The following is an 18,505-nucleotide window of genomic DNA, read 5'->3' as shown; positions in this document are numbered from 1 at the left end:
TGCCGTGATCTGCCGTGCCGCCCGCTACTTCTTCGGCGCGTAGGTGGCGTCCTTGACCTGGAGGTCCACGTTGACGGGCTCGCCGTGGGCGAACTGCAGCTGGATGCGGATGCCGTCGCCCTTGGCCGGCTTGTACTTGAGGCCCATGAGCATCAGGTGGTTGCCGCCGCGTTCGAGCCTGAGCTCACCGCCCGCCGGTATGGGCAGGGACTTGACCTGCTCCATCTTGTTGCCGACGGTCTTGTGGATCGTGACGTCCTTGGCCTGGTCGGTGGTGACCGCGGTGAGCTTGTCGGCCGCGCCGCTGTTCTTGATCGTGAGGTAACCGCCGGCCATGTCCTGGGTGACCGGCTGCGGCATATAGGCGCCGTCGACGGTGAACTGCGGGGCGGACTCCCCGGTGCCGCAGCCCGCCAGGGCGAGCGAGGCGGTCAGGGCGAGGGCGGCGGCGAGGGCGGTGCGGCGGTTCACGGGTTCTGTCCCTTGACGATCTTCGGAAGTGCGGAGGTGTAGTTGTCGGAGGTGGCGTCCTGCATGCCCATCCAATGGATCTTGTCGTCCTTGGAGGAGCTCAGCAGGACCTGCGCGCCATGGGTGGAGACGACATCGCCGTTCTTCTTCTTGACCGGCTTCTCGATCCCGATGTTCACGCTGCGCGCGCCCGCCTGGATGGTGTCGAACGCGCCGGTCAGCCCGACGAAGTCCTTGTTGATGCCGCCGAGCCACTTCTTGAGGGCGGCCGGGGTGTCGCGCTCCGGGTCGGAGGTCACGAACACGACCCGCAGATCCTTCTGCTCGGCCTTGGGCAGCTGCTTCACCGCGACCGCGATGTTGGCCATCGTCAGCGGGCAGACGTCCGGGCAGTTGGTGTAGCCGAAGTAGATCAGCGTCGGGTGGCCCTTGGTCTGCTCCAGCAGGTCGTACTTCTTGCCGTTGGAGTCGGTCAGGACCAGGTCCGGCTTCTCCAGCGGGTTGTCGAGCGTGACGATCGGCTTGGCGGTCGTCCCGCCGGAGACGGAGGCGGCGGGCTTGCCGCCGGCGTCGCTTTCGCAGGCGGTCAGGCTGAGGGCCGCGGCCGCCGCGAGGGCGGACGCGAGCAGGGTCCTTCTACGCATTGCAGATATATCCCATATGTTCTGAACGAGTGCCGGGCCGGCGCGGGTCGGGCGCCGGCCCGCAGGGTGGTCAGGCGCTCCGGCGGCGGCCGGCGAACACGCCGAAGCCGACTCCGGCGATGCCGACGACGATGCCGACGACACCCAGGACGCGCGCCGTGGTGTCACTGGTGGACGTCTCCGCGGCGGCCGTCGTCGTGTGGTCGCTCTTCGCGCCGGCCTGCTTCGCCCCGGAGGTGCCGTGGCCGTCACCCTCGGCCGCGGTGAGCTTGAGCACCGGAGCCGGGTTCTCCGGCTCCGCGGCGCCGTCCTTCGTCGGCTCGATCCAGCGCACGACCTCCTTGTCGTCGTACGTCTGAAGGGCCTTGAAGACGAGCTGGTCGGCGTCCTCGGGCAGCTGCCCGACGGAGACCGGGAACTGCTGGAACTGGCCGGTCTCGATGCCCTTGTCGTCGGCGGTCCAAGTGATCTTCGAGGGGGCCTCGTTGATCTTCTCGCCGTGCATCTCGATGGGCTTGGCGAGCTTGGACTTGGTGACCTTCACCGTCCAGCCGGGCACCGGCTGCGGCATGGCGGACGCCAGCGGGTGGTCGGTCGGCAGCGTGACCTCCAGCTTCACGGTATTGGCGTCATCCCGCTCATTGGGCACCTTGAAGTTGACGACCGCGTAGCCGCCCTTCGGTGCCTCGCCGGGCTGCACGCTGACGTGCGCGAAGGCCGGGCCGGCGAGCAGCAGCACGCTGCCCGCGGCGGCGCCGCCCACGACCGACAGCCGCGACACCGTGGACAGGCGAGAGAACCGGGACATCTTCGACATTGACAACACTCCACAGGAAGGAGAAGAGCACGGTGCTGTGTGCTCGGTACTGGTGACGGTGGTGGGGTGGCGCGCGTACGGCAGCGGCGCGCGAGCCCGTACCCGTCCTGTGGGAGCGTGCTTCGCGCGACGTCAGGCCGCGAGGGCCAGGGCGGCCAGGGAGGGGGGTCCTCGCCTGACGACACTGTGGTGGAGTGCGGGGTCCTCCGGGCCGGGTTTGTCATCCCCGTACGAAACGGAGGCGCGCAGCGCATCATCGTGCGCCGTGGCGAGGCCCGTGATCAGGGCGCGGACCAGCGCGAGCGCCGCGCGCACCGCACCGACCAGCGCCTCGACGGTGAGCGCGTAGGCCGCCGGGGCCGACAGCCGGACCAGCCGCCACAGGGCCGCCTCGCCCCGCCGCAGCAGCCAGCCGACGGCGAGCGCGGCGAGCAGATGCCACAGCAGCATGGGGAGCGAAGGCGTCAGACAGTGCGCCATGCCCAGGTCGCCGGCGGCCGTGCCGCCGGCCGTCGCGTGCCCGGCCGGTGTGGCGCCGGCGACGGAGGCGGCGTCGAAGCCGCCCGAGCCGAGAATCCGCCGCGCCTGGTCGCCGTCCATCCGGCCCGCGCCGAGCCCGCAGGTCATGTGCCGTACGAGGGCGATCGCCGCCGCGTCCGGCAGCCCGCCGGTACCGGCGCCGCCGCTACCGGTCGCCATACCCGCCATGTCTCCCATACGGGACGCGGCGGATACCGGCACCTGGCCCCACGCGAACAGCGAGTGCAGTGCGAGCTGGCCCACGGCGAGCCCCGCGGCGATCCCCGGCAGCGAGCGTTCCCGCCCGGCCAGCGGAGCCGCGACGGCGAAGACCAGCCCCGCGGCGATCCCCAGCGTCCACAGCGGCACGGTCGCGTACGACGCGATCATGTGCCCGGCCGCGGACAGCGCGACACAGACCGCGGTGAAGACCGCGGCCCTCAGCAGCCGCAGATCGGCGGCCGCGCGCGCTGCAGGGGTGGGCGGGGCAGGCATGGCCGCGCCATCATCCCACTGCCCTTACCCGCCGCCTACGGCAGGGCGGCGCGGAAAGGGCGCCTCCCGGGGCGTCAAGGGTGGCAAGCGGGGCGCGCGACGGCGCGTACGCGGCGCTTCACCTACACCGATGCGCTCAGTCTTCGCATCCGCCGAATGAGCGGTATCACGTCCCGGACATGCTTACGGACCATGTGGCACGGCAATAGGTATCGATATGTCGAGCCGCGGCCAGGAGGCTGGAGCGATGAGCATCTGGTGGTCACTCCACTTGCGGCGTGAGGCGGCAAGCGTGCCGCTCGCCCGTCGCCTGTTGCTGGGCACGATGGAGACCGCGGGCGTCGACCCGGACATCTGTTACGACCTGTCGGTGGCACTCTCCGAAGCCTGCGCCAACGCGGTCGAACACGGCGGTGACGCGGCCACCGAGGACTACCGCGTCACGGCCTTCCTCGACGGCGACACCTGCCGCATCGAAGTCGCCGACTCGGGCCCCGGCTTCCGCGACGGCCCCGTCCCCCCGGCCCCGCCCCATACCGCCGAGGACGACGCCCTCGCCCCGGCCCCCGTGCCCACCCCCGCGCAGGCCCCCGTGTTTGCCGAGGAAGGCCGGGGGCTCTTTCTGATCGAGGCCCTCACCGACCACGTCCGCTACCGCAACCGCACGGGCCGCCCCGGCGCGGTCGTCAGCTTCGACAAGATCCTCAAGTGGCGCGAGGGCGCGGCGCTTCTCATGGCGTCGTGAGCGCAGCGCGAGCCTGACGGGCGGGGCGCCGGCTGCCGCACGCCTCGGCTCAACGGGCAAGGCCCAGGTCCGGGGGACCTGGGCCTTGGGCTGTCGGAAACGATCAGGGGCGGTGCGCCGTCGGGTCGGTGACGGTGATCGCTTGGGCGGGGCAGAAGCCGGCGGCGCTGCGGGCCGCGCTGGTGCGGTCGGCCGGGGGATCAGCGGTCAGGAGCAGCACCCGGCCGTCCTCGTCGTCCTGGTCGAACACCCCGGGGGCGGTCAGTACGCACATCCCAGCGCCGACGCAGCGGTCGCGGTCGATGCTGACGGTGAGGGCCATCGGGCTACTCCTTGTCCCAGGTGACCGGGAGCTGGTGCACCCCGTAGATGTTCGAGAAGGTGCGCAGCGGAACCTCCTGCGCCGGCACGGCCAGGCGCAGGGTGGGGAAGCGGGCGATGAGCGCGGGGAGGGCGACGCGCATTTCGACGCGGGCCAGTTGCTGGCCCAGGCACTGGTGGATGCCGTGGCCGAAGCCCAGGTGCCCGGTGGCCTTGCGGTGCAGGTCGAGGCTGTCGGGATCGGGGAAGCGCTGCGGGTCGCGGTTGGCGGCCTCCATGGACAGGGTGACCGACTCACCGGCCTTGATCAGCTGACCGTCCAGCTCGACGTCCTCCAGTGCCGACTTGACGGTGGTGTGCGCGATGGTCAGGTAGCGCATCAGCTCCTCGACGGCCTGGTCGGCGAGGTCCGGGTCGTCGCGCAGGGCGGCGAACTGGTCCGGGTTGCTCAGCAGCGCGAAGGTGCCGTGCGCGATCATGTTGGCGGTGGTGTCGAGACCGGCGGCGAGCAGGAAGCTGCCCAGGCCGGTGAGTTCCTCATCGGTCAGATCGCTGGTGGTCAGATCGCTGAGCAGGTCGTCGGTGGGCTCGGCACGCTTGGCCAGCACCAGCGCGTGCAGGTACTCCCCCATCCCGGTCATGGCGGCGTACTTCTCTTCGTCGGTGGAGCTGCGGTCCATGATCGTGTGCGTCTGCCGCTGGAAGGTCTCCCGCTCGGAGGAGGGGACGCCGAGCAGTTCGCAGATCATCAGGGCCGGTATGGGCTGGGCGAACGCCGTCACCAGGTCCAGCGGGCCGCCTTGGCGTTCCATGGCGTCCAGGTGCGCCGCGGTGATCTCCTGTACGCGGTCGGTCAGTGCGCGCATCCGCCGGACCGTGAACTTGCCGGCGAGCAGCTTGCGGTAGCGGGTGTGCTCGGGGGCGTCCATGCCGGTCATGTCGCCGACCGGCGCCGGGGGCAGGCCGCCTTCGGGTACGCCGGGGAACGGGTAGTGCATCAGCTCGTAGCGTGAGCTGAAGCGGGGGTCGGCGAAGAGCGCGCGGACCGTGGAGTAGCCGGTGGCCAGCCAGCCCACATGGCCGTCGGGGTAGGTCATCCGGCGGAGCGGCTGCTCCTCGCGCAGCTGCGCCAGTCCGGCGGGCGGGTCGAAGGGGCAGCCCGTGGGGCGGTTGGTCGGCAGCTCGGAGACCGGCGCCGGGTCCCCGGCGGGCTTCCCGGACGTGTGCGTCGACGGCTCGTTGTGCATGGTGTCCTCCAGTACTCAGGTCAGCTGTGATGGGCTAAGGCGCGCTGCACGGTGCGGTGCGCGGCGGTGCGAAGTGGCTGGTGCGGTGGGGTGTTCACCGCTTGGCGTCCCGGTTGAAGGCGGAGCGCGCCCACAGGTAGCCGACCAGGGTGAGGCCGACGCACCAGCCGAGTGCGATGAGCCCGCTGTTGCCGATCTCCGTGCCCAGCAGCAGGCCGCGCAGCGTCTCGATGACGGGTGTGAAGGGCTGGTACTCGGCGAACCAGCGCAGCCCGGTGGGCATCGACTCCGGCGGGACGATGGCGCTGCCGAGGAAGGGCAGGAACGTCAGCGGCATGGGCATGTTGCTGGCCGTCTCGACGTTCTTGGCGATCAGGCCCATGGCGGCGGCCAGCCAGGTCAGCGCCAGGATGAGCAGGGCCAGGAGGCCGATGACGGCGAGCCACTCGACGGGGGTGGCGCTGGGGCGGAAGCCCATCAGCAGTGCGACGCCGACCACGAGCGCGATGCTGACCAGCGTCTGGATGATGCTGCCGACGACATGCCCGGTCAGGAACGAGGCGCGGGAGATCGACATCGTGCGGAACCGGTTGACGATGCCCTCGGTCATGTCCGAGCAGACGCTGATCGCGGTGGACAGGGCTCCGGAGGTCGCGGCCATCAGGATGATGCCGGGCGCGATGTAGTCGATGTACTCGCCGTCGCCGGTGGGCGTGGTGCCGATGCCGGTGCCCAGGGCGCCGCCGAAGACGTAGTTGAACAGCAGCAGCATCACCAGCGGCATCGCGACGACCGAGACCGTCATGCTCGGGTAGCGCAGCGCGTGCTTGAGGTTGCGCCGCAGCATCGTCAGGGAATCGCTGACGGCGTAGGACAGGGAGCTCATCGGACGCTCTCCTTCTGGGAGTTGGCCCCGGCGCCCGACTGGGTCTGGCCGGTGAGGGTGAGGAAGACATCGTCGAGATCGGGCGTGTGCACCGTGAGGGACTCCGCCTTGAGCGACGCGTCGTCCAGGGCGTCGAGGACGGCCCGCAGCGCGGGGATGCCGCCGTCGCTGGGAATGTGCAGGGTGAGCTCTTCGCTGTCGCGCGCGGCGGAGCCGAAGAGGGACGCGGCCGTTTCGAGGCCGTTCGCGTCGCCGAACCGGAGGCGGATGTGGCCGCCGGGGATCAGGCGCTTCAGCTCGTCCGCGGTGCCTTCGGCGACCAGCTTCCCCTGGTCCAGGACGGCGATGCGGTCGGCGAGCTGGTCGGCCTCCTCCAGGTACTGCGTGGTCAGGAAGATCGTGACGCCGTCGTCGGCGACCAGAGCGCGGATGATCTCCCACATGGTGCGGCGGCTGCGCGGGTCGAGGCCGGTGGTCGGCTCGTCGAGGAAGATGATGCGCGGATCGCCGACAAGGGTCATCGCGAGGTCGAGCTTGCGCCGCATACCGCCCGAGAAGGTGGAGACGGGCTTCTTGGCGGCGTCCGTCAGCTCGAAGCGGCGCAGCAGCTCGGTGGCGCGCCGTCGCCCTTCGCGGCGGCTCAGATGCTGCAGGTCCGCCATGAGCATGAGGTTCTCGTGGGCGGTCAGCAGGTTGTCCACGGCCGCGAACTGGCCGGTGACCCCGATCGCGGCGCGTACGGCGTCGACGTCGCCGGTCAGGTCATGGCCCGCGATCCGCGCCTGGCCGGCGTTCGCGGAGATGAGGGTGGAGAGGATCTGGACGGTGGTGGTCTTGCCGGCGCCGTTGGGTCCGAGCAGCGCGAAGATCGTGCCCTCGGGGATGTGCAGGTCGATGCCGTCGAGCACCACTTTGTCGCCGTAGGACTTGGACAGTCCGGTGGCGGTGATCGCCGGCGCGGCGGCGACCATATTGGTCATGGTCATGACACTCCTCTGAGAGTGCGGTGCGGTGTGGTGGTGAGCGGTGCGAGATGAGCGGTGAGCGGTGAGCGGTGAGCGGGGCGCGGGGCGTGGGGCGCGGTGGATCGCGGGACCGGGAGCCTCCCCCCATGGCCTGCGCGGGCATGGGAGGTGCCCCGGCTCAGGCGGTCAGGCGCGGCGGATGACGATGTCGCCGACGCCGGTGCGGCCGCGCACCTCGACCTTGTTGGCGGAGTCGCCGGGCCCCTCCGACTCGCCGAGGGAGTTGTGCATGCGGCCGACGCGGGTGCGTACGTCGAGCCAGGCGGCGGTGGACTCCCGGATGCCGACCTCCAGATCACCGGCGGCGGACTGCAGCGTGATCTGACCGCGCGTCACATCGCCGATCTTGACAGACCCGTTGGCGGTCTTGGCGTCGACCGAGGCGTGCGCGACGTCCACGAAGATGCCGCCGTTGGACGCGTTCGCCGTCAGATCGCCGGTGATCTCGCCGAGTACGGTGTCCCCGTTGCTGTTCTTGACCGACGCGGTGCCCCCGATCTCACCGACGTCGATCCGCCCCGCCCCGACCAGCTCGGCGTCCCCCGTCACCCGTTCCACGCTGATCGTGCCGTGGCCGGTCTTCAGGTTGGCGGCGGCCGCCTGCTCGACCTGGAGGGAGCCGAGCGAGGTCTTGAGCCGGCACTCGCCCAGCCGGCCTTCGCAGACGAAGTCCCCCATGGGCGCGTTGCCCAGGACGTCCGAGTCGGCCGGCAGCTCGACGGTCACGTCGAGCGAGCCGCTCTTGCCGAACACGGAGCGCTTCCTGGGGCCCTTGACCAGCAACTTGCCGCCCGAGCAGGTGATTTTGGTCTGCTCCGCCGCCCGGACGTCGACCTCCTCGGCCGGGTCGGTCGGCACCACCTCGACGACCGTGTCGGTGCGCTTGCTCGCGATGATCCGGACCGACGCGATGTCGAATTCGAGGGTGGCGGAGAGCGGTTCGGGAGTGTCGAAAATTGGCATGGCTGTCCCGTCCTCTTGACTGTGGTCTGCGTTCCCGCTGGTCTGGGGGAACCTCCCAGCGTGGGCTGGGGGAGGGTGAATGAGTGACTGAGCTGGTGCGCGTGCCGGTGGGGTGAGCGGTGGCGCCCGGGCCGCCCTAGGGCCTTTCCGATCCCTGACCCATAGGACAGGCCCTAGCGGACCCAGCCCGTGAAGCCCTGCTGGCTCCGGGGGCGGCGGGCGGCCGGCCGGGCCCGCTCGCCGGGCTGTTCCAGCGCCGTGGCGACGGCCCGTACCAGCCAGGCGTTGACCGAGAGCCCCTCGTGGCCGGCGGCTTCCTCGACCCGGGTCTTGAGATGGGCCGGGAGCCGGAAGTTGATGCGTGCGGTGCCGCCCTCGTCGTTGTCCGCGACCGGAACCGGCGGCGGCGCGGGGACACTCTCGGGCTCCCCGGCCTCCTCGAACGCCTCGTGTTCAAGCGGCAGCGTCACCACGAACTCCGGGTCGAGCCCGCGCAGCCGTACGTCGACCGAGCCCGGCGCCAGGTCACGGGTGACCTCACCCATGGCGGCGGACAGTGCGTTCAGCAGGGTCAGCCGGGCGGCCGACTCCAGGGGTGTGGTGAGCCGCTCGGCCAGAGCGCGGGCTTCGTCTCCGCCGGCGTCCGCGGCGATCGCGAGCTCGTGCCGGAGATTGTCGACGTAGGGCGTGAGGTCCATGGCTCCACTATGACACCATCGTGGCGCCATCGCAAGCCTCGGTGGCACCATCGTGGCGCGGGCGGTGCCACGGTGGTGTCATCGGGGGCGGATGCGACGCCACACGGGGATGCGATGCCACACGTGGATCCGGCCGCCGAACGAACAACGGCACGAGGGGCGTTGCGCCACACACTCCGACTGCCCGCGGCGCAACTGGCCCATGGCGCCGATGAGTTGAGTATCCGATGACCGCTGCCCGCCGCCCGATGACGGGCGCCCGCCGCATTCCCGGCATCTGGGCTGGCGTACCAAAGATGGCGTACCAAGGGTGGTGGCGTACCAAAGACGGCCTACCAAGGGTGTCAATCCGGGGCGAACATCGGCAGTCTGACGACTGACCGGAAATCACCCTGGGGCAGCGCGGTCTCGCGGTGGGAGGACCTCCCCCGCGGCGTCCCCTGTCCCTACGAGACCAGCGCGCACACCAGGACTAACACGAAGTGATTCGCATTAATCTTTCTCGGACAATACTTGGCGTGAACCCGCACTGCAATACGGAGCCGTCGTGACGACAGCGCACCATGCCCCGGGCGCGACCCGGCCCGGCGGGCGTACTGCCCGCACCCGGCAGGCCGTACTGGCCGCTGTCTTAGAAGAGTTGGACGACGCCGGCTTCGCCGGGCTCACCATGGAGAAGGTCGCGCAGCGCTCGGGAATCCACGTGGCGACGCTCTACCGGCGCTGGCGCTGCATCGAGGGACTGGCCTGCGAGCTGCTGACCGATCTGAGCTCCGATGTGCCGCTGCCGGACACCGGCACGCTGCCGGGGGATCTGCGGGCACTGGCCCGCTCGATAAGCGCGTTCTACGGGCAGCCGCGGATGAGCAGGCTGATCGAGGCGGTGGTCTCCGCCGCGGCCCGCGACCGGCAGGCGGCCGGGGTGCTGCGGTCCTTCTTCGACGAGCGGCTGGCCCTGGCCGGACTGATGGTGCGACGGGCCGTGGAACGCGGCGAGTTGCCCGCGGAGACGGACCCGGAGGAGGTGATGTCGGCCCTCGGCGCGCCCTTCTACTACCGGATCCTGATCGCCCGCCGCCCCGTCGACGACGCGCTCGCCGAATCGGCGGCCACCGCCGTATGGGCGGCGGCCCGCGTGGGCGCGTACGCGAGGCCGGCCGGCGGCCCGGAGCACGGTCGTCCGTCTCCCGGCGACGCCTGACGCCACCGGGAGACGGGGGAGCGCGGGGCTACTTCTTGAGCAGCCCCGCCATCCACGCCTCGACCTCGTCCGAGCGCCGCGGCAGCCCGTCCGACAGGTTCCGGTTGCCGTCCTCGGTGACGAGGATGTCGTCCTCGATCCGGACGCCGATGCCGCGGTACTCCTCGGGCACCGTCAGATCGTCCGCCTGGAAGTACAGGCCGGGTTCGACGGTCAGCACCATGCCGGGCTCCAGCGTGCCGTTGACATACGCCTCGGTGCGGGCCGCGGCGCAGTCGTGGACGTCCAAGCCAAGCATGTGGCCGGTGCCGTGCAGGGTCCAGCGGCGCTGCAGCCCCAGCTCCAGCACCCGCTCGACCGGGCCCTCGACCAGGCCCCACTCGATCAGCTTCTCGGCGAGCACCCGCTGCGCGGCGTCGTGGAAGTCGCGGAAGGCCGCGCCCGGCTTGACCGCCTCGATACCGGCCTCCTGGGCCTCGTACACCGCGTCGTAGATCTTGCGCTGGAGGTCGGTGTAGCGGCCGTTGATCGGGAGGGTGCGGGTGACGTCGGCGGTGTAGAGGGTGGTGGTCTCCACGCCGGCGTCCAGCAGGAGCAGGTCGCCGGAGCGGACCGCGCCGTCGTTGCGGACCCAGTGCAGGGTGGTGGCGTGCGGGCCGGCGGCGCAGATCGAGCCGTAGCCGACGTCGTTGCCCTCGACGCGGGCGCGCAGGAAGAAGGTGCCTTCGATGTAGCGCTCGGAGGTCGCCTCGGCCTTGTCCAGGACCTTCACGACGTCCTCGAAGCCGCGCACCGTCGAGTCGACGGCCTTCTGCAGCTCGCCGATCTCGAACTCGTCCTTGATCACCCGGGCCTCGGAGAGGTACACCCGCAGCTCTTCGTCGCGCTCGGCGGTGACCTTGTCGGTCAGCGCGGCCTCGATGCCGGCGTCGTGGCCGCGCACGGCGCGGACCGGTCCTGTGGCCTCCTTGAGCACGTCGGCCAGCTCGCGCACGTCCTTGCAGGGGACGCCGAGCAGCGCCTCGGCCTCGGTCAGGCTGTGGCGCCGGCCGACCCACAGCTCGCCCATGCCGTTCAGCCAGAACTCGCCGTTCTCGCGGTTGGAGCGGGGCAGCCGGTAGATCGTCGCGTCGTGGCCGTCCGCGTCCTTACGGGGCTCCAGCACCAGGACGCTGTCGTCGGTCTGGTCGCCGGTGAGGTAGACGTACTCCGTCGAGGCGCGGAAGCCGTACTCGGTGTCGTTGGAGCGGGTCTTCAGGTTGCCCGCCGGGATCACCAGGCGCTCACCGGGGAAGCGCGCGGAGAGCGCGGCCCGGCGGCGGGCGGCGTTCGGGGCCTGCTCGATCGGCTGCAGATCGCGCAGCTCGGTGTCGGCCCAGCCGCCCTTCATGTTCTCCGCGAGCTCATCCGAGAGGCCCGGGTAAAGGCCGTTCTTGCGCTGCTTGATCGGCTGCTCGTCCTCGTCCGGGGTCTCCGGCGTGAGCTCGTCGGTCACTATGCCTCCTTTTAAGACTGAACCGCATTCCATCGTATGTGCGGACAGACGGCGGTCCAGAGGGCGGAAGGTGTGACCTCTCAGGCATTACGGCCCTGCGGCCGTGGGACCTGCGGCGGCGGAGGCGTGCCGCCGGGGCCGGTCCCGCAGGCCGGTGCTACTCCTCGAAGTACGCGACCAGCAGCACCACGTCCTCCTCCGCCGCCTCGTCCTCCAGGCCCTGCGGCAGCATCGCGCGCACGATGTGGTCGGCCACCGCCTCCGGATCATGGCGGCTCGCCCGGGGGACGCCCGCGGCGGCCGCGTGCAGCCGGGCGAAGGCGCGGTCCATGGGCTCCCCGGTGCGGTGCAGCAGCCCGTCGCTGTAGAACAGCAGGGTCTCCCCGCCGGCCGGTTCGATCTCCACGCTCGGCGCTTCCCAGCAGGCCAGCATGCCCAGCGGCGCGGACAGCGAGGTCTCCACGAATTCGGTCCGCAGATCGCCGAGGATCAGCGGCGGGCAGTGGCCGGCCCCGGCGAGCACCACCTTGCGGGCGAAGGGGTCGGTGATCCCGCCCGGCATCGGCGGGGCGGGTGGGCCGCCCGGCGCGCCGGGAGTCGGTTCGGTGAACGCGAACAGCGCGGTGGCGCTGCGGGCCGGCTCGGTCAGCCGCAGCAGCAGTTCGAGGTCGGAGAGGACCGCGACCGGATCCTCGCCCTCCATGACCGCGTAGGCGCGCAGCGACGCCCGCAGCCGCCCCATGGCGGCCACCGCGCTCGGGCCGGAGCCGGTCACCGAGCCGACGGCCAGGCCCAGGGCGCCGTCGGGCAGCGGCAGCGCGTCGTACCAGTCGCCGCCGCCGAGCGGCCCGGTGCTGTGCCGTACCGCGAGGCGTACGCCGGGCACCCGCGGCAGCCGCCGCGGCAGCAGCTCCTCGCGCAGCGTCCGGGTGGCCTGCCGGCTGCGGTGGAGTTCGAGGAGGCGGGCGAGGTGCTCGGCGGCGTGCGCGCGGTAGAGGCCGACGAGGTGGCGCTGGCGCTCGGTGGGCTCGGCCGGTTCGTCGTAGAGCCAGACCGCGGCGCCGGTGCGGCCGATGGGGTCGGCGGTGAGCGGGACGGCGTAGCTGGCGGCGTATCCGAGGCGGGCGGCGACCTCACGGAGACGGGGGTCGAGGTCCTTCTCGCCGGGGATGTCGGGCTCGGCGATCTCGGGGGCCTCGCCGTCGGCGCCCGGCTCGGGCAGGCCGTCCAGTATCCGCGCGTACGACAGGGCGCGGCGCGGGATGGTTTCGATGTGGCCGATCTCGGCGTGGCCGAGGCCGAGGCCGACGGTGGTCTCCGGGCCGAGACCGTCGGCCGGTGCGAGGACGACCATGCCGCGGCGCGCGCCGACCAGGGAGGCGCCGGCCCGCAGCAGCTCATGGAGGGCGTCGTCCAGCGTGCGGGTGCGCGCGAGCCGTTCGGTCAGGTCGTGCAGGGTGCTGAGGTCGGAGATCCAGCCGGCCAGCCGGTCCTGGATCGCGGCGAGTTGGTCGATGGCGGAGGACTCGGGGCAGGCGCCGGAAGCGGCGCCGCCGGTGTCCTGGCGTGCGCCCGGAGGGGGACAGGACGCACCGTCGGAGGGGTCGGAGGGGGAGCCGGAAGCGGGGCCCGTGGGGGTCTGCGCCGCGTGCGGGTCCGTAGTGTGAGTGGGGCCAGGAAGAGCTGGTTCGATTCCAGCCACTTTCGGTACGTGTGGGGCGCTCATGGCCGGCGGCTATCGTTGCGCCAGGCATTACCCCAGGTCAGGCCGGAGATTGGTAGGGAGTGTGGCATTTCGTTGAGTGACGTTGTGCGGTGCGTTTGGCCGCGCAAATTCCTCAATAGCATCGCAAACCCCCATGTCATGCTGCTCCGCTATCAATGCCTCCACATGTACACGCACCAGCAATGCGATGTCCAGCATTGTCCCGATGGGGTTTGTGGTGTCAACGAGGTCTGTAGATTGGCCTGAAAACAGCCCCCCAAGCGTCAATTTGAGGTCGACTGACGGCGATCAGCAGCGCGTCATCACCACAGTGGCGGGTACGTAATCGGAAAGGTGCGGGGCCAGTTGGGGCCGCACCGGAACTCTCCGGCGGGCACCGGCGTCTCATACGGCGACCACCGCGACGCACTCCCAAGTGGCGGGGACTGCACTACGGAAGCGCAAGCGCCATGCGCGCGCCACCCCCCGCCACGTTTCCCGCTCGGCGTACGGCATGATGCGCTGCCTTGTACACGCGGTGACCGAGATCCACGTGGCGTGATCGATGCGCGATCGACCCCGGAACGCATGACCGGGCCGCAAGAAACGCCACACAACGGCATGAAGCGGCGCGGCGCGAAGCGCATGCGAACCGGCGAGCAGTGCCCTGTAGTGCCATGTAGTGCGATGGACGAAGCCCTCGGCGTTAACGGAAAGGAACGAGCGCTCATGCGCGAGATCCTCGGAAGGCGACGCAAGCTCCTGTTCCGGCGCGGCGGAAGGTCGGCGCTGCTCGGCGCGGCGCTCCACTGCGCCACCGAGTGGCAGTGGCCGGTACTTCCCGGCGTGGGACTCAGGTCCGGCGGCCGCCAGCCGGCCGGCGCCCGGCTGGGCCTCGGAGAGCGCCCCGCCCCTCAGTGCAACTGCCCCGACCCCGACTGTGCGGTACCCGGCGCGCACCCCTTCGACCCCGGGCTGCTGGCGGCCACCACCGACGCCCGGATGGTGCGTTGGTGGTGGACCAACCGCCCCGACGCCCCGATCGTGCTGGCCACCGGCGGCCGCGCGCCCTGCGCCGTGAGCCTGCCCGCCGTCGCCGGTGCCCGCGCCCTGGCGGCCCTGGACCACTTCGGCGTACGCCTCGGCCCCGTGGTGGCCACCCCCACCCGCTGGTCGCTGCTCGTATCCCCCTACGGCCTCCCGGAGTTGGGCGAGCTGCTGTACTCCCAGGACTGGGTGCCCAGCTCGCTGCGCTTCCACGGGGAGGGCGGCTATGTGGTGCTCCCGCCGTCCCAGATCGGCGTCGGCCGGGTGCGCTGGGAGCGGCCGCCGGCCTCCCCGCCGTCGGCGGCGCCCTGGCTGCCGAAGGTGGCCACGATCGTCGACGCCCTGGTCATGGCGAGCGCCAGCACCCCGGACGGCGGCAGCCGGCTCGCGTACTGAGCCGACGGCCCGCCCCGCGGCGGTTCACCCGTAAGGGTGCGACCCGCCCGGATCACTACGGGAAACGGGTGTCCGGGCGGTCGGGCGCACCCTGCTCTGCCGATAGGTTCGGCGCACCGTCAAGCCGCCGTCGGCGGCAACTCAATCTTGCAGGTGGGGCCCATGCAGCGTGCGCAGAAAGTCCGCGTGACCGGGCTCGCCGGGGCGGCGTTCCTCGCCATCGCCGTGCCACTGGGTGCCGCGATGGCCGGCCCGGCGGACACGGCGATGCCGGACAAGCCGGAGTCGGGCGCTGAATCCGGGGCGAGCGCCAAGGCCGAAAACAGCCCCTCGGGGAAAAAGAACATCAACGGAGAAGTAGGGGCCAAGCGGGGCAAGAGCCCTGCCGGCCCGGACCGCTCCACCGGTCCCCTCGACGGCCTCGATCTCTCGCTGCTCTCCGGGCGCACCACCCGCTGCGGCCCCGAAATCTCCTCCGCCCAGGGCATCGAGGCCCAGACCTGTGTGCTCGCCGAGCGCGGCCGGACCTGGGCCCGTACGTACTACCGCAACATCACCGGCGGCCCGCTGCGCGCCGTACTGACCCTGCTGCGGCCGGACGGCAGGACCGTCCAGGTGAACTGCGACGTGCCGGCCTCCGACGCGCCGGGCCTGTGCGAGACCCCGGCCGGGCTGACCGCGCCCGGGACCCGGGCGGCGTACGACGCGATGGCGGAGATCGCCGACGCGGCGGGGGAGCGGCTGCTGCTGCGCTCGGGCAGCAACTCGGCGGCGGGCGGCCGGGGTTCGGGGCGCTGAGGCGGCGCGCCGCGGGCGATCCGATCGGACGGCCTGGTTCCGGACATGGAAGCGCCCGGTCGCTGGCGACGGGGGATGCACCAGCGACCGGGCTTTTAGAACCGTAACAAGAGATCGGCGGTTAGCAAATTCGATCGTGGATTTCCGGACGCCTATTTACCCGTAGGCATGGGGAGTTGTGATCGGTGTCACGGGGGAGCCCCCAGAGGCGTACGATCCCCACGGCCGCCGTCGCGGTCGCCCTCAGCTCAGAGTGATCTGACGGTTGGTGAGACCACCGCGCGCCCGGCGCTCGTCGGCCGTGAGCGGAGCGTCGGCCGCGAGGGCCTCGGCCAGCCGCTCGGTGAACGCCAGGGCCGGCTTGGCGACCTCGTCGGCGTCCATCGACGACGGCAGGTCCCAGACCGGCACGACCAGCCCGTGGGCGCGGAACGAGCCCACCAGGCGGGTGCCTTCGCCCAGCGAGGAGGTGCCCGCGGCGTGCAGCCGGGCGAGCGCGTCCAGCAGCTGCTCCTCGGGGTGGGAGGTGACCCAGCGCAGATGGTTCTTCTCCGGCGCCTCGCACCAGTACGCGCCCTCCAGGCCGGGGATCCGGGCGGTCGGGATGGCGGCCGCGTTGGCCCGCTCCAGGGAGGCGGCGACCTCGCCGGCGGCGTTCTCGGCGTTCTCCACCCAGAACTCGAAACCGGTGTGGACGGTCGGCTCAAAAGCCGCGTCCAGGTCGAGCAGATCCTGCAGCCGGGGCGCGTCGGCGGCCGGCCGCGCGGCTGCGGCGACCGGAGTGCCCGGTTCGGCGACCAGTGCGCGCTGCAGGGTGTCCGCGAGGTCGCGGCTGAGGTCACCGGAGGCGGTGTCGTTCTGCAGGCCGAGCAGCACCGCGCCGTTGTCGCGGCGCAGCGCGGGCCAGGCCATCGGCAGTACGGTCGCGAGCGTCACGGAGGGCACGCCCTCGGGCAGTCCGCCCTTGAGCGTCAACTCGGCGGTGGCGGCGGGCACCAGCTCCCGCAGCGCCACCCAGTCGCACTCCCCGGGCAGGCCCTCGAAGGGGCGCTGCACCAGCTCGGTGACGGCGTGCGCGGCGCGCCGCCCGTGACATGCCTTGTAGCGGCGGCCGGAGCCGCACGGGCAGGGCTCCCGGGCGCCGACGACCGGATAGTTCTCATCAGCGGCTCCGCCGCGGGCCCCGTCCTTCGTGCGGGCGTGTGCTGCGGCCTGGGGCTGAGGGCGGCGCTTCTTGGCCATGGCGACGGTGTCTCCTGGTCGATCCTGGACGTACGGACGCGTTTCGGCGCGAGCCTAGAGGATCGCGTACGCGGTCGCGCTCGCCTGTGGACCCGGCCGTGTCCCGCACTGGTGTCACCCCGTGTCCTGACCCGCTGGAGGGAGCGCCGCGGCTACGTCAGGTCGTCGAGGTCGGCGAAGGCCGGCCCCAGCGGCCGCACCGGGCGGCCCTCGGCGGCGACCGACGGCGGCAGATCGGGCGTCAGGTCCACGCGCGTAGCGAAAGCGCCCTGGAGGGAGAGGACCGCCCAGACCGTCACCTCACCGGCGGCGGTGTCGCGCACGCCCCAGTCCTTGGCGAGCGACCGGATGATCGCCAGTCCGCGGCCGCCGTGTGCGGTGACCGAGGGAGTGGCCGGAAGTGGTCGGGTCGGACCGCCGCCGTCGGTGACCGCGACGGTCAGCCGGCCCTGCGCGTCGATGCGCCACGACGCCCGTACGGATGCGAACGGTGCGCCCGGCGACGCGTCCTTGGGAGCCTCGCGCGAGGTGTCCCGCGCCGCGGCTCTGATGGAACTGGGTGTTCCGTTTTCGTTTATCGGACGCGCATGGCGACACGAATTGCTCAACAGCTCCGAAAGGACAAGGACCGCATCATCGATGACGCTGTCCTGAACACCACTTGCCAACAGCTCTTCTCGCATGCGCCGCCTGGCCATGCCCACACCCACTGGACCATGGGGTACGGCCATGATCGACGACGTCGGCACCTCTTGTGCCACCACCAACGCCACCCCCGAGACCTCCTTTGCCCCACGCCACGGGATGAATGCCCCAATGGACTGGACCGGAAACCGGCCAGGCGGCACGCAGTGACGCACAAGACACGATCGAATACGAGCCGAATGCGCCGGTGCACACCCTGTGATGAGCTTTAGCCAAGGCCGAGTTGCATTCGCACCTGCTTGGGGCGATTTGTAATCACCGCATCCACGCCCAGCTCCTGGCACAGCTCGACATCGGCCGCGTCGTTGACGGTCCATACGTGGACCCGGTGGCCCGCGCGATGCGCCTTGTCGACGTACTCGGGGTGCGAGCGGAGGATCCGTATCCCGGGGCCCGCGATGCCGACGCCGGCCGGCAGCCGGCCGTCGCGGTGGCGGGGGGTGAGGAACTGCATCAGGTAGACGCCGGGGATGCCGGGGGCCGCGGCCCGTACGCGGTGCAGTGAGCGCGCCGAGAAGCTCATGACGCGTACCGGGGAGGTCCAGTCGGCGTTCATGGCCGGTTTTGCATACCCGAACCGGTCGAGCAGCTCGACCAGCCGCTCCTCCACCTGTCCGGCCCAGCGCGTCGGGTGCTTGGTCTCGATCGCCAGCTCCACCCGGCGGTCCGCGTCGGCGACCAGCTCCAGCAGCCGCTCCAGGGTCAGCACGGAGGTCCGCTCCGGGTCCTCGTGCTGCCGGTCCGGTGCCTCGTTCCCGTACGCCTCCTCCTTCCACGACCCGAAGTCGAGGGTGGAGAGATCGGCGAGCTCCAGGGCCGAGACCGCGCCGCGCCCGTTGGAGGTGCGGTTCACCCGGCGGTCGTGGACGCACACCAGGTGGCCGTCCGCGGTGAGCCGGACATCGCACTCCAGGGCGTCCGCGCCGTCCTCGATCGCCTTGCGGTAGGCGGCCAGGGTGTGTTCCGGGGCGTCCTCGGAGGCGCCGCGGTGGGCGATGACGGAGATCGCGGGACGGTCCGGGCGGGCGTTCTGGGAGGGGCGTGCAGGGGTCACCGAGTTATCGTGCCATCCCACCGGCGGCCCG

Annotated in this window: 19 protein-coding genes; 4 read left to right on the top strand and 15 right to left on the bottom strand. The window is 71.3% G+C overall.

Annotation, left to right across the window (positions count from 1 at the left end; translation table 11 throughout):
* Positions 1-24: 24 nt before the first annotated feature.
* The 4 genes from ACWD6P_RS26700 to ACWD6P_RS26685 form a co-directional block, all read right to left on the bottom strand.
* Positions 25-471, bottom strand: coding sequence for a copper chaperone PCu(A)C (locus ACWD6P_RS26700; protein ID WP_451446696.1), 447 nt, complete (start codon positions 469-471; stop codon positions 25-27).
* Positions 468-1,115 (bottom strand): SCO family protein, encoded by a 648-nt coding sequence (locus ACWD6P_RS26695; protein ID WP_451446695.1) that lies wholly within the window; start codon positions 1,113-1,115, stop codon positions 468-470. The genes ACWD6P_RS26700 and ACWD6P_RS26695 overlap by 4 nt, the downstream gene beginning before the upstream one ends.
* Positions 1,116-1,185: 70 nt before the next feature.
* Positions 1,186-1,932 carry a YcnI family copper-binding membrane protein gene (locus ACWD6P_RS26690; RefSeq protein ID WP_451446694.1) on the bottom strand — a complete coding sequence of 249 codons (747 nt, stop codon included), beginning with the start codon at positions 1,930-1,932 and terminating at the stop codon, positions 1,186-1,188.
* Between the two features lie 132 nt (positions 1,933-2,064).
* Positions 2,065-2,946, bottom strand: a complete 882-nt coding sequence (locus tag ACWD6P_RS26685; RefSeq protein WP_451446693.1) for a hypothetical protein — start codon at positions 2,944-2,946, stop codon at positions 2,065-2,067.
* 247 nt (positions 2,947-3,193) lie between these two features.
* On the opposite strand from ACWD6P_RS26685, the gene ACWD6P_RS26680 reads away from it, so the two are divergent.
* On the top strand, positions 3,194-3,691 hold the full coding sequence (locus ACWD6P_RS26680) for an ATP-binding protein (RefSeq protein ID WP_451446692.1): 498 nt from the start codon (positions 3,194-3,196) through the stop codon (positions 3,689-3,691).
* Between the two features lie 103 nt (positions 3,692-3,794).
* Here the strand turns inward: ACWD6P_RS26680 and ACWD6P_RS26675 are convergent, their stop codons facing one another.
* From ACWD6P_RS26675 to ACWD6P_RS26650, 6 genes are all read right to left on the bottom strand, one after another.
* Positions 3,795-4,013 (bottom strand): ferredoxin, encoded by a 219-nt coding sequence (locus ACWD6P_RS26675; protein WP_451446691.1) that lies wholly within the window; start codon positions 4,011-4,013, stop codon positions 3,795-3,797.
* 4 nt (positions 4,014-4,017) lie between these two features.
* Positions 4,018-5,259, bottom strand: coding sequence for a cytochrome P450 (locus ACWD6P_RS26670; RefSeq protein ID WP_451446690.1), 1,242 nt, complete (start codon positions 5,257-5,259; stop codon positions 4,018-4,020).
* 94 nt (positions 5,260-5,353) lie between these two features.
* Positions 5,354-6,145: an ABC transporter permease gene (locus ACWD6P_RS26665; RefSeq protein ID WP_451446689.1), complete on the bottom strand. Its 792-nt coding sequence runs from the start codon at positions 6,143-6,145 to the stop codon at positions 5,354-5,356.
* Entirely contained in the window at positions 6,142-7,131 is a 990-nt protein-coding gene (locus ACWD6P_RS26660; protein WP_451446688.1) for an ATP-binding cassette domain-containing protein, read from the bottom strand. The genes ACWD6P_RS26665 and ACWD6P_RS26660 overlap by 4 nt, the downstream gene beginning before the upstream one ends.
* A gap of 165 nt (positions 7,132-7,296) precedes the next feature.
* Complete coding sequence (locus tag ACWD6P_RS26655) at positions 7,297-8,133, bottom strand: DUF4097 family beta strand repeat-containing protein (protein ID WP_451446687.1); 837 nt, start codon at positions 8,131-8,133, stop codon at positions 7,297-7,299.
* Between the two features lie 173 nt (positions 8,134-8,306).
* The gene (locus ACWD6P_RS26650) at positions 8,307-8,831 is read right to left on the bottom strand and encodes a hypothetical protein (protein ID WP_451446686.1); all 525 of its coding nucleotides are present in this window, start codon (positions 8,829-8,831) and stop codon (positions 8,307-8,309) included.
* A 547-nt stretch (positions 8,832-9,378) separates the two neighbouring features.
* Here ACWD6P_RS26650 and ACWD6P_RS26645 point away from each other — a divergent pair.
* Positions 9,379-10,032, top strand: coding sequence for a TetR/AcrR family transcriptional regulator C-terminal ligand-binding domain-containing protein (locus ACWD6P_RS26645; RefSeq protein ID WP_451446685.1), 654 nt, complete (start codon positions 9,379-9,381; stop codon positions 10,030-10,032).
* Positions 10,033-10,060: 28 nt separating this feature from the next.
* Here the strand turns inward: ACWD6P_RS26645 and ACWD6P_RS26640 are convergent, their stop codons facing one another.
* Entirely contained in the window at positions 10,061-11,527 is a 1,467-nt protein-coding gene (locus ACWD6P_RS26640) for an aminopeptidase P family protein (RefSeq protein WP_451446684.1), read from the bottom strand.
* Positions 11,528-11,684: 157 nt separating this feature from the next.
* Positions 11,685-13,229, bottom strand: a complete 1,545-nt coding sequence (locus ACWD6P_RS26635; RefSeq protein WP_451446683.1) for a PP2C family protein-serine/threonine phosphatase — start codon at positions 13,227-13,229, stop codon at positions 11,685-11,687.
* A gap of 732 nt (positions 13,230-13,961) precedes the next feature.
* Here ACWD6P_RS26635 and ACWD6P_RS26630 point away from each other — a divergent pair.
* Together ACWD6P_RS26630 and ACWD6P_RS26625 are read left to right on the top strand one after the other, a co-directional pair.
* Positions 13,962-14,675 (top strand): bifunctional DNA primase/polymerase, encoded by a 714-nt coding sequence (locus ACWD6P_RS26630; protein ID WP_451446682.1) that lies wholly within the window; start codon positions 13,962-13,964, stop codon positions 14,673-14,675.
* Between the two features lie 162 nt (positions 14,676-14,837).
* Entirely contained in the window at positions 14,838-15,473 is a 636-nt protein-coding gene (locus ACWD6P_RS26625; protein ID WP_451446681.1) for a hypothetical protein, read from the top strand.
* 243 nt (positions 15,474-15,716) lie between these two features.
* Here the strand turns inward: ACWD6P_RS26625 and ACWD6P_RS26620 are convergent, their stop codons facing one another.
* The 3 genes from ACWD6P_RS26620 to ACWD6P_RS26610 all read right to left on the bottom strand — a co-directional run bounded on the left by ACWD6P_RS26620 (position 15,717) and on the right by ACWD6P_RS26610 (position 18,474).
* Complete coding sequence (locus ACWD6P_RS26620; protein ID WP_451446680.1) at positions 15,717-16,715, bottom strand: DUF5926 family protein; 999 nt, start codon at positions 16,713-16,715, stop codon at positions 15,717-15,719.
* A gap of 152 nt (positions 16,716-16,867) precedes the next feature.
* Positions 16,868-17,575 (bottom strand): ATP-binding protein, encoded by a 708-nt coding sequence (locus tag ACWD6P_RS26615; RefSeq protein ID WP_451446679.1) that lies wholly within the window; start codon positions 17,573-17,575, stop codon positions 16,868-16,870.
* 53 nt (positions 17,576-17,628) lie between these two features.
* Positions 17,629-18,474 (bottom strand): glycerophosphodiester phosphodiesterase, encoded by an 846-nt coding sequence (locus ACWD6P_RS26610; RefSeq protein WP_451446678.1) that lies wholly within the window; start codon positions 18,472-18,474, stop codon positions 17,629-17,631.
* Between the last annotated feature and the right edge of the window lie 31 nt (positions 18,475-18,505).

The sequence above is a fragment of the Streptomyces sp. NPDC002446 genome (assembly GCF_053595675.1).
This window is presented reverse-complemented; position numbering and strand designations above follow the sequence as displayed.

Bases quoted from the DNA above. Each gene is read 5' to 3' on its own strand.
- ACWD6P_RS26695 (WP_451446695.1), bottom strand. From the start codon at position 1,115: ATGCGTAGAAGGACCCTGCTCGCGTCCGCCCTCGCGGCGGCCGCGGCC.
- ACWD6P_RS26690 (WP_451446694.1), bottom strand. From the start codon at position 1,932: ATGTCGAAGATGTCCCGGTTCTCTCGCCTGTCCACGGTGTCGCGGCTG.
- ACWD6P_RS26685 (WP_451446693.1), bottom strand. From the start codon at position 2,946: ATGCCTGCCCCGCCCACCCCTGCAGCGCGCGCGGCCGCCGATCTGCGG.
- ACWD6P_RS26680 (WP_451446692.1), top strand. From the start codon at position 3,194: ATGAGCATCTGGTGGTCACTCCACTTGCGGCGTGAGGCGGCAAGCGTG.
- ACWD6P_RS26675 (WP_451446691.1), bottom strand. From the start codon at position 4,013: ATGGCCCTCACCGTCAGCATCGACCGCGACCGCTGCGTCGGCGCTGGG.
- ACWD6P_RS26670 (WP_451446690.1), bottom strand. From the start codon at position 5,259: ATGCACAACGAGCCGTCGACGCACACGTCCGGGAAGCCCGCCGGGGAC.
- ACWD6P_RS26665 (WP_451446689.1), bottom strand. From the start codon at position 6,145: ATGAGCTCCCTGTCCTACGCCGTCAGCGATTCCCTGACGATGCTGCGG.
- ACWD6P_RS26660 (WP_451446688.1), bottom strand. From the start codon at position 7,131: ATGACCATGACCAATATGGTCGCCGCCGCGCCGGCGATCACCGCCACC.
- ACWD6P_RS26655 (WP_451446687.1), bottom strand. From the start codon at position 8,133: ATGCCAATTTTCGACACTCCCGAACCGCTCTCCGCCACCCTCGAATTC.
- ACWD6P_RS26650 (WP_451446686.1), bottom strand. From the start codon at position 8,831: ATGGACCTCACGCCCTACGTCGACAATCTCCGGCACGAGCTCGCGATC.
- ACWD6P_RS26630 (WP_451446682.1), top strand. From the start codon at position 13,962: ATGCGCGAGATCCTCGGAAGGCGACGCAAGCTCCTGTTCCGGCGCGGC.
- ACWD6P_RS26625 (WP_451446681.1), top strand. From the start codon at position 14,838: ATGCAGCGTGCGCAGAAAGTCCGCGTGACCGGGCTCGCCGGGGCGGCG.
- ACWD6P_RS26620 (WP_451446680.1), bottom strand. From the start codon at position 16,715: ATGGCCAAGAAGCGCCGCCCTCAGCCCCAGGCCGCAGCACACGCCCGC.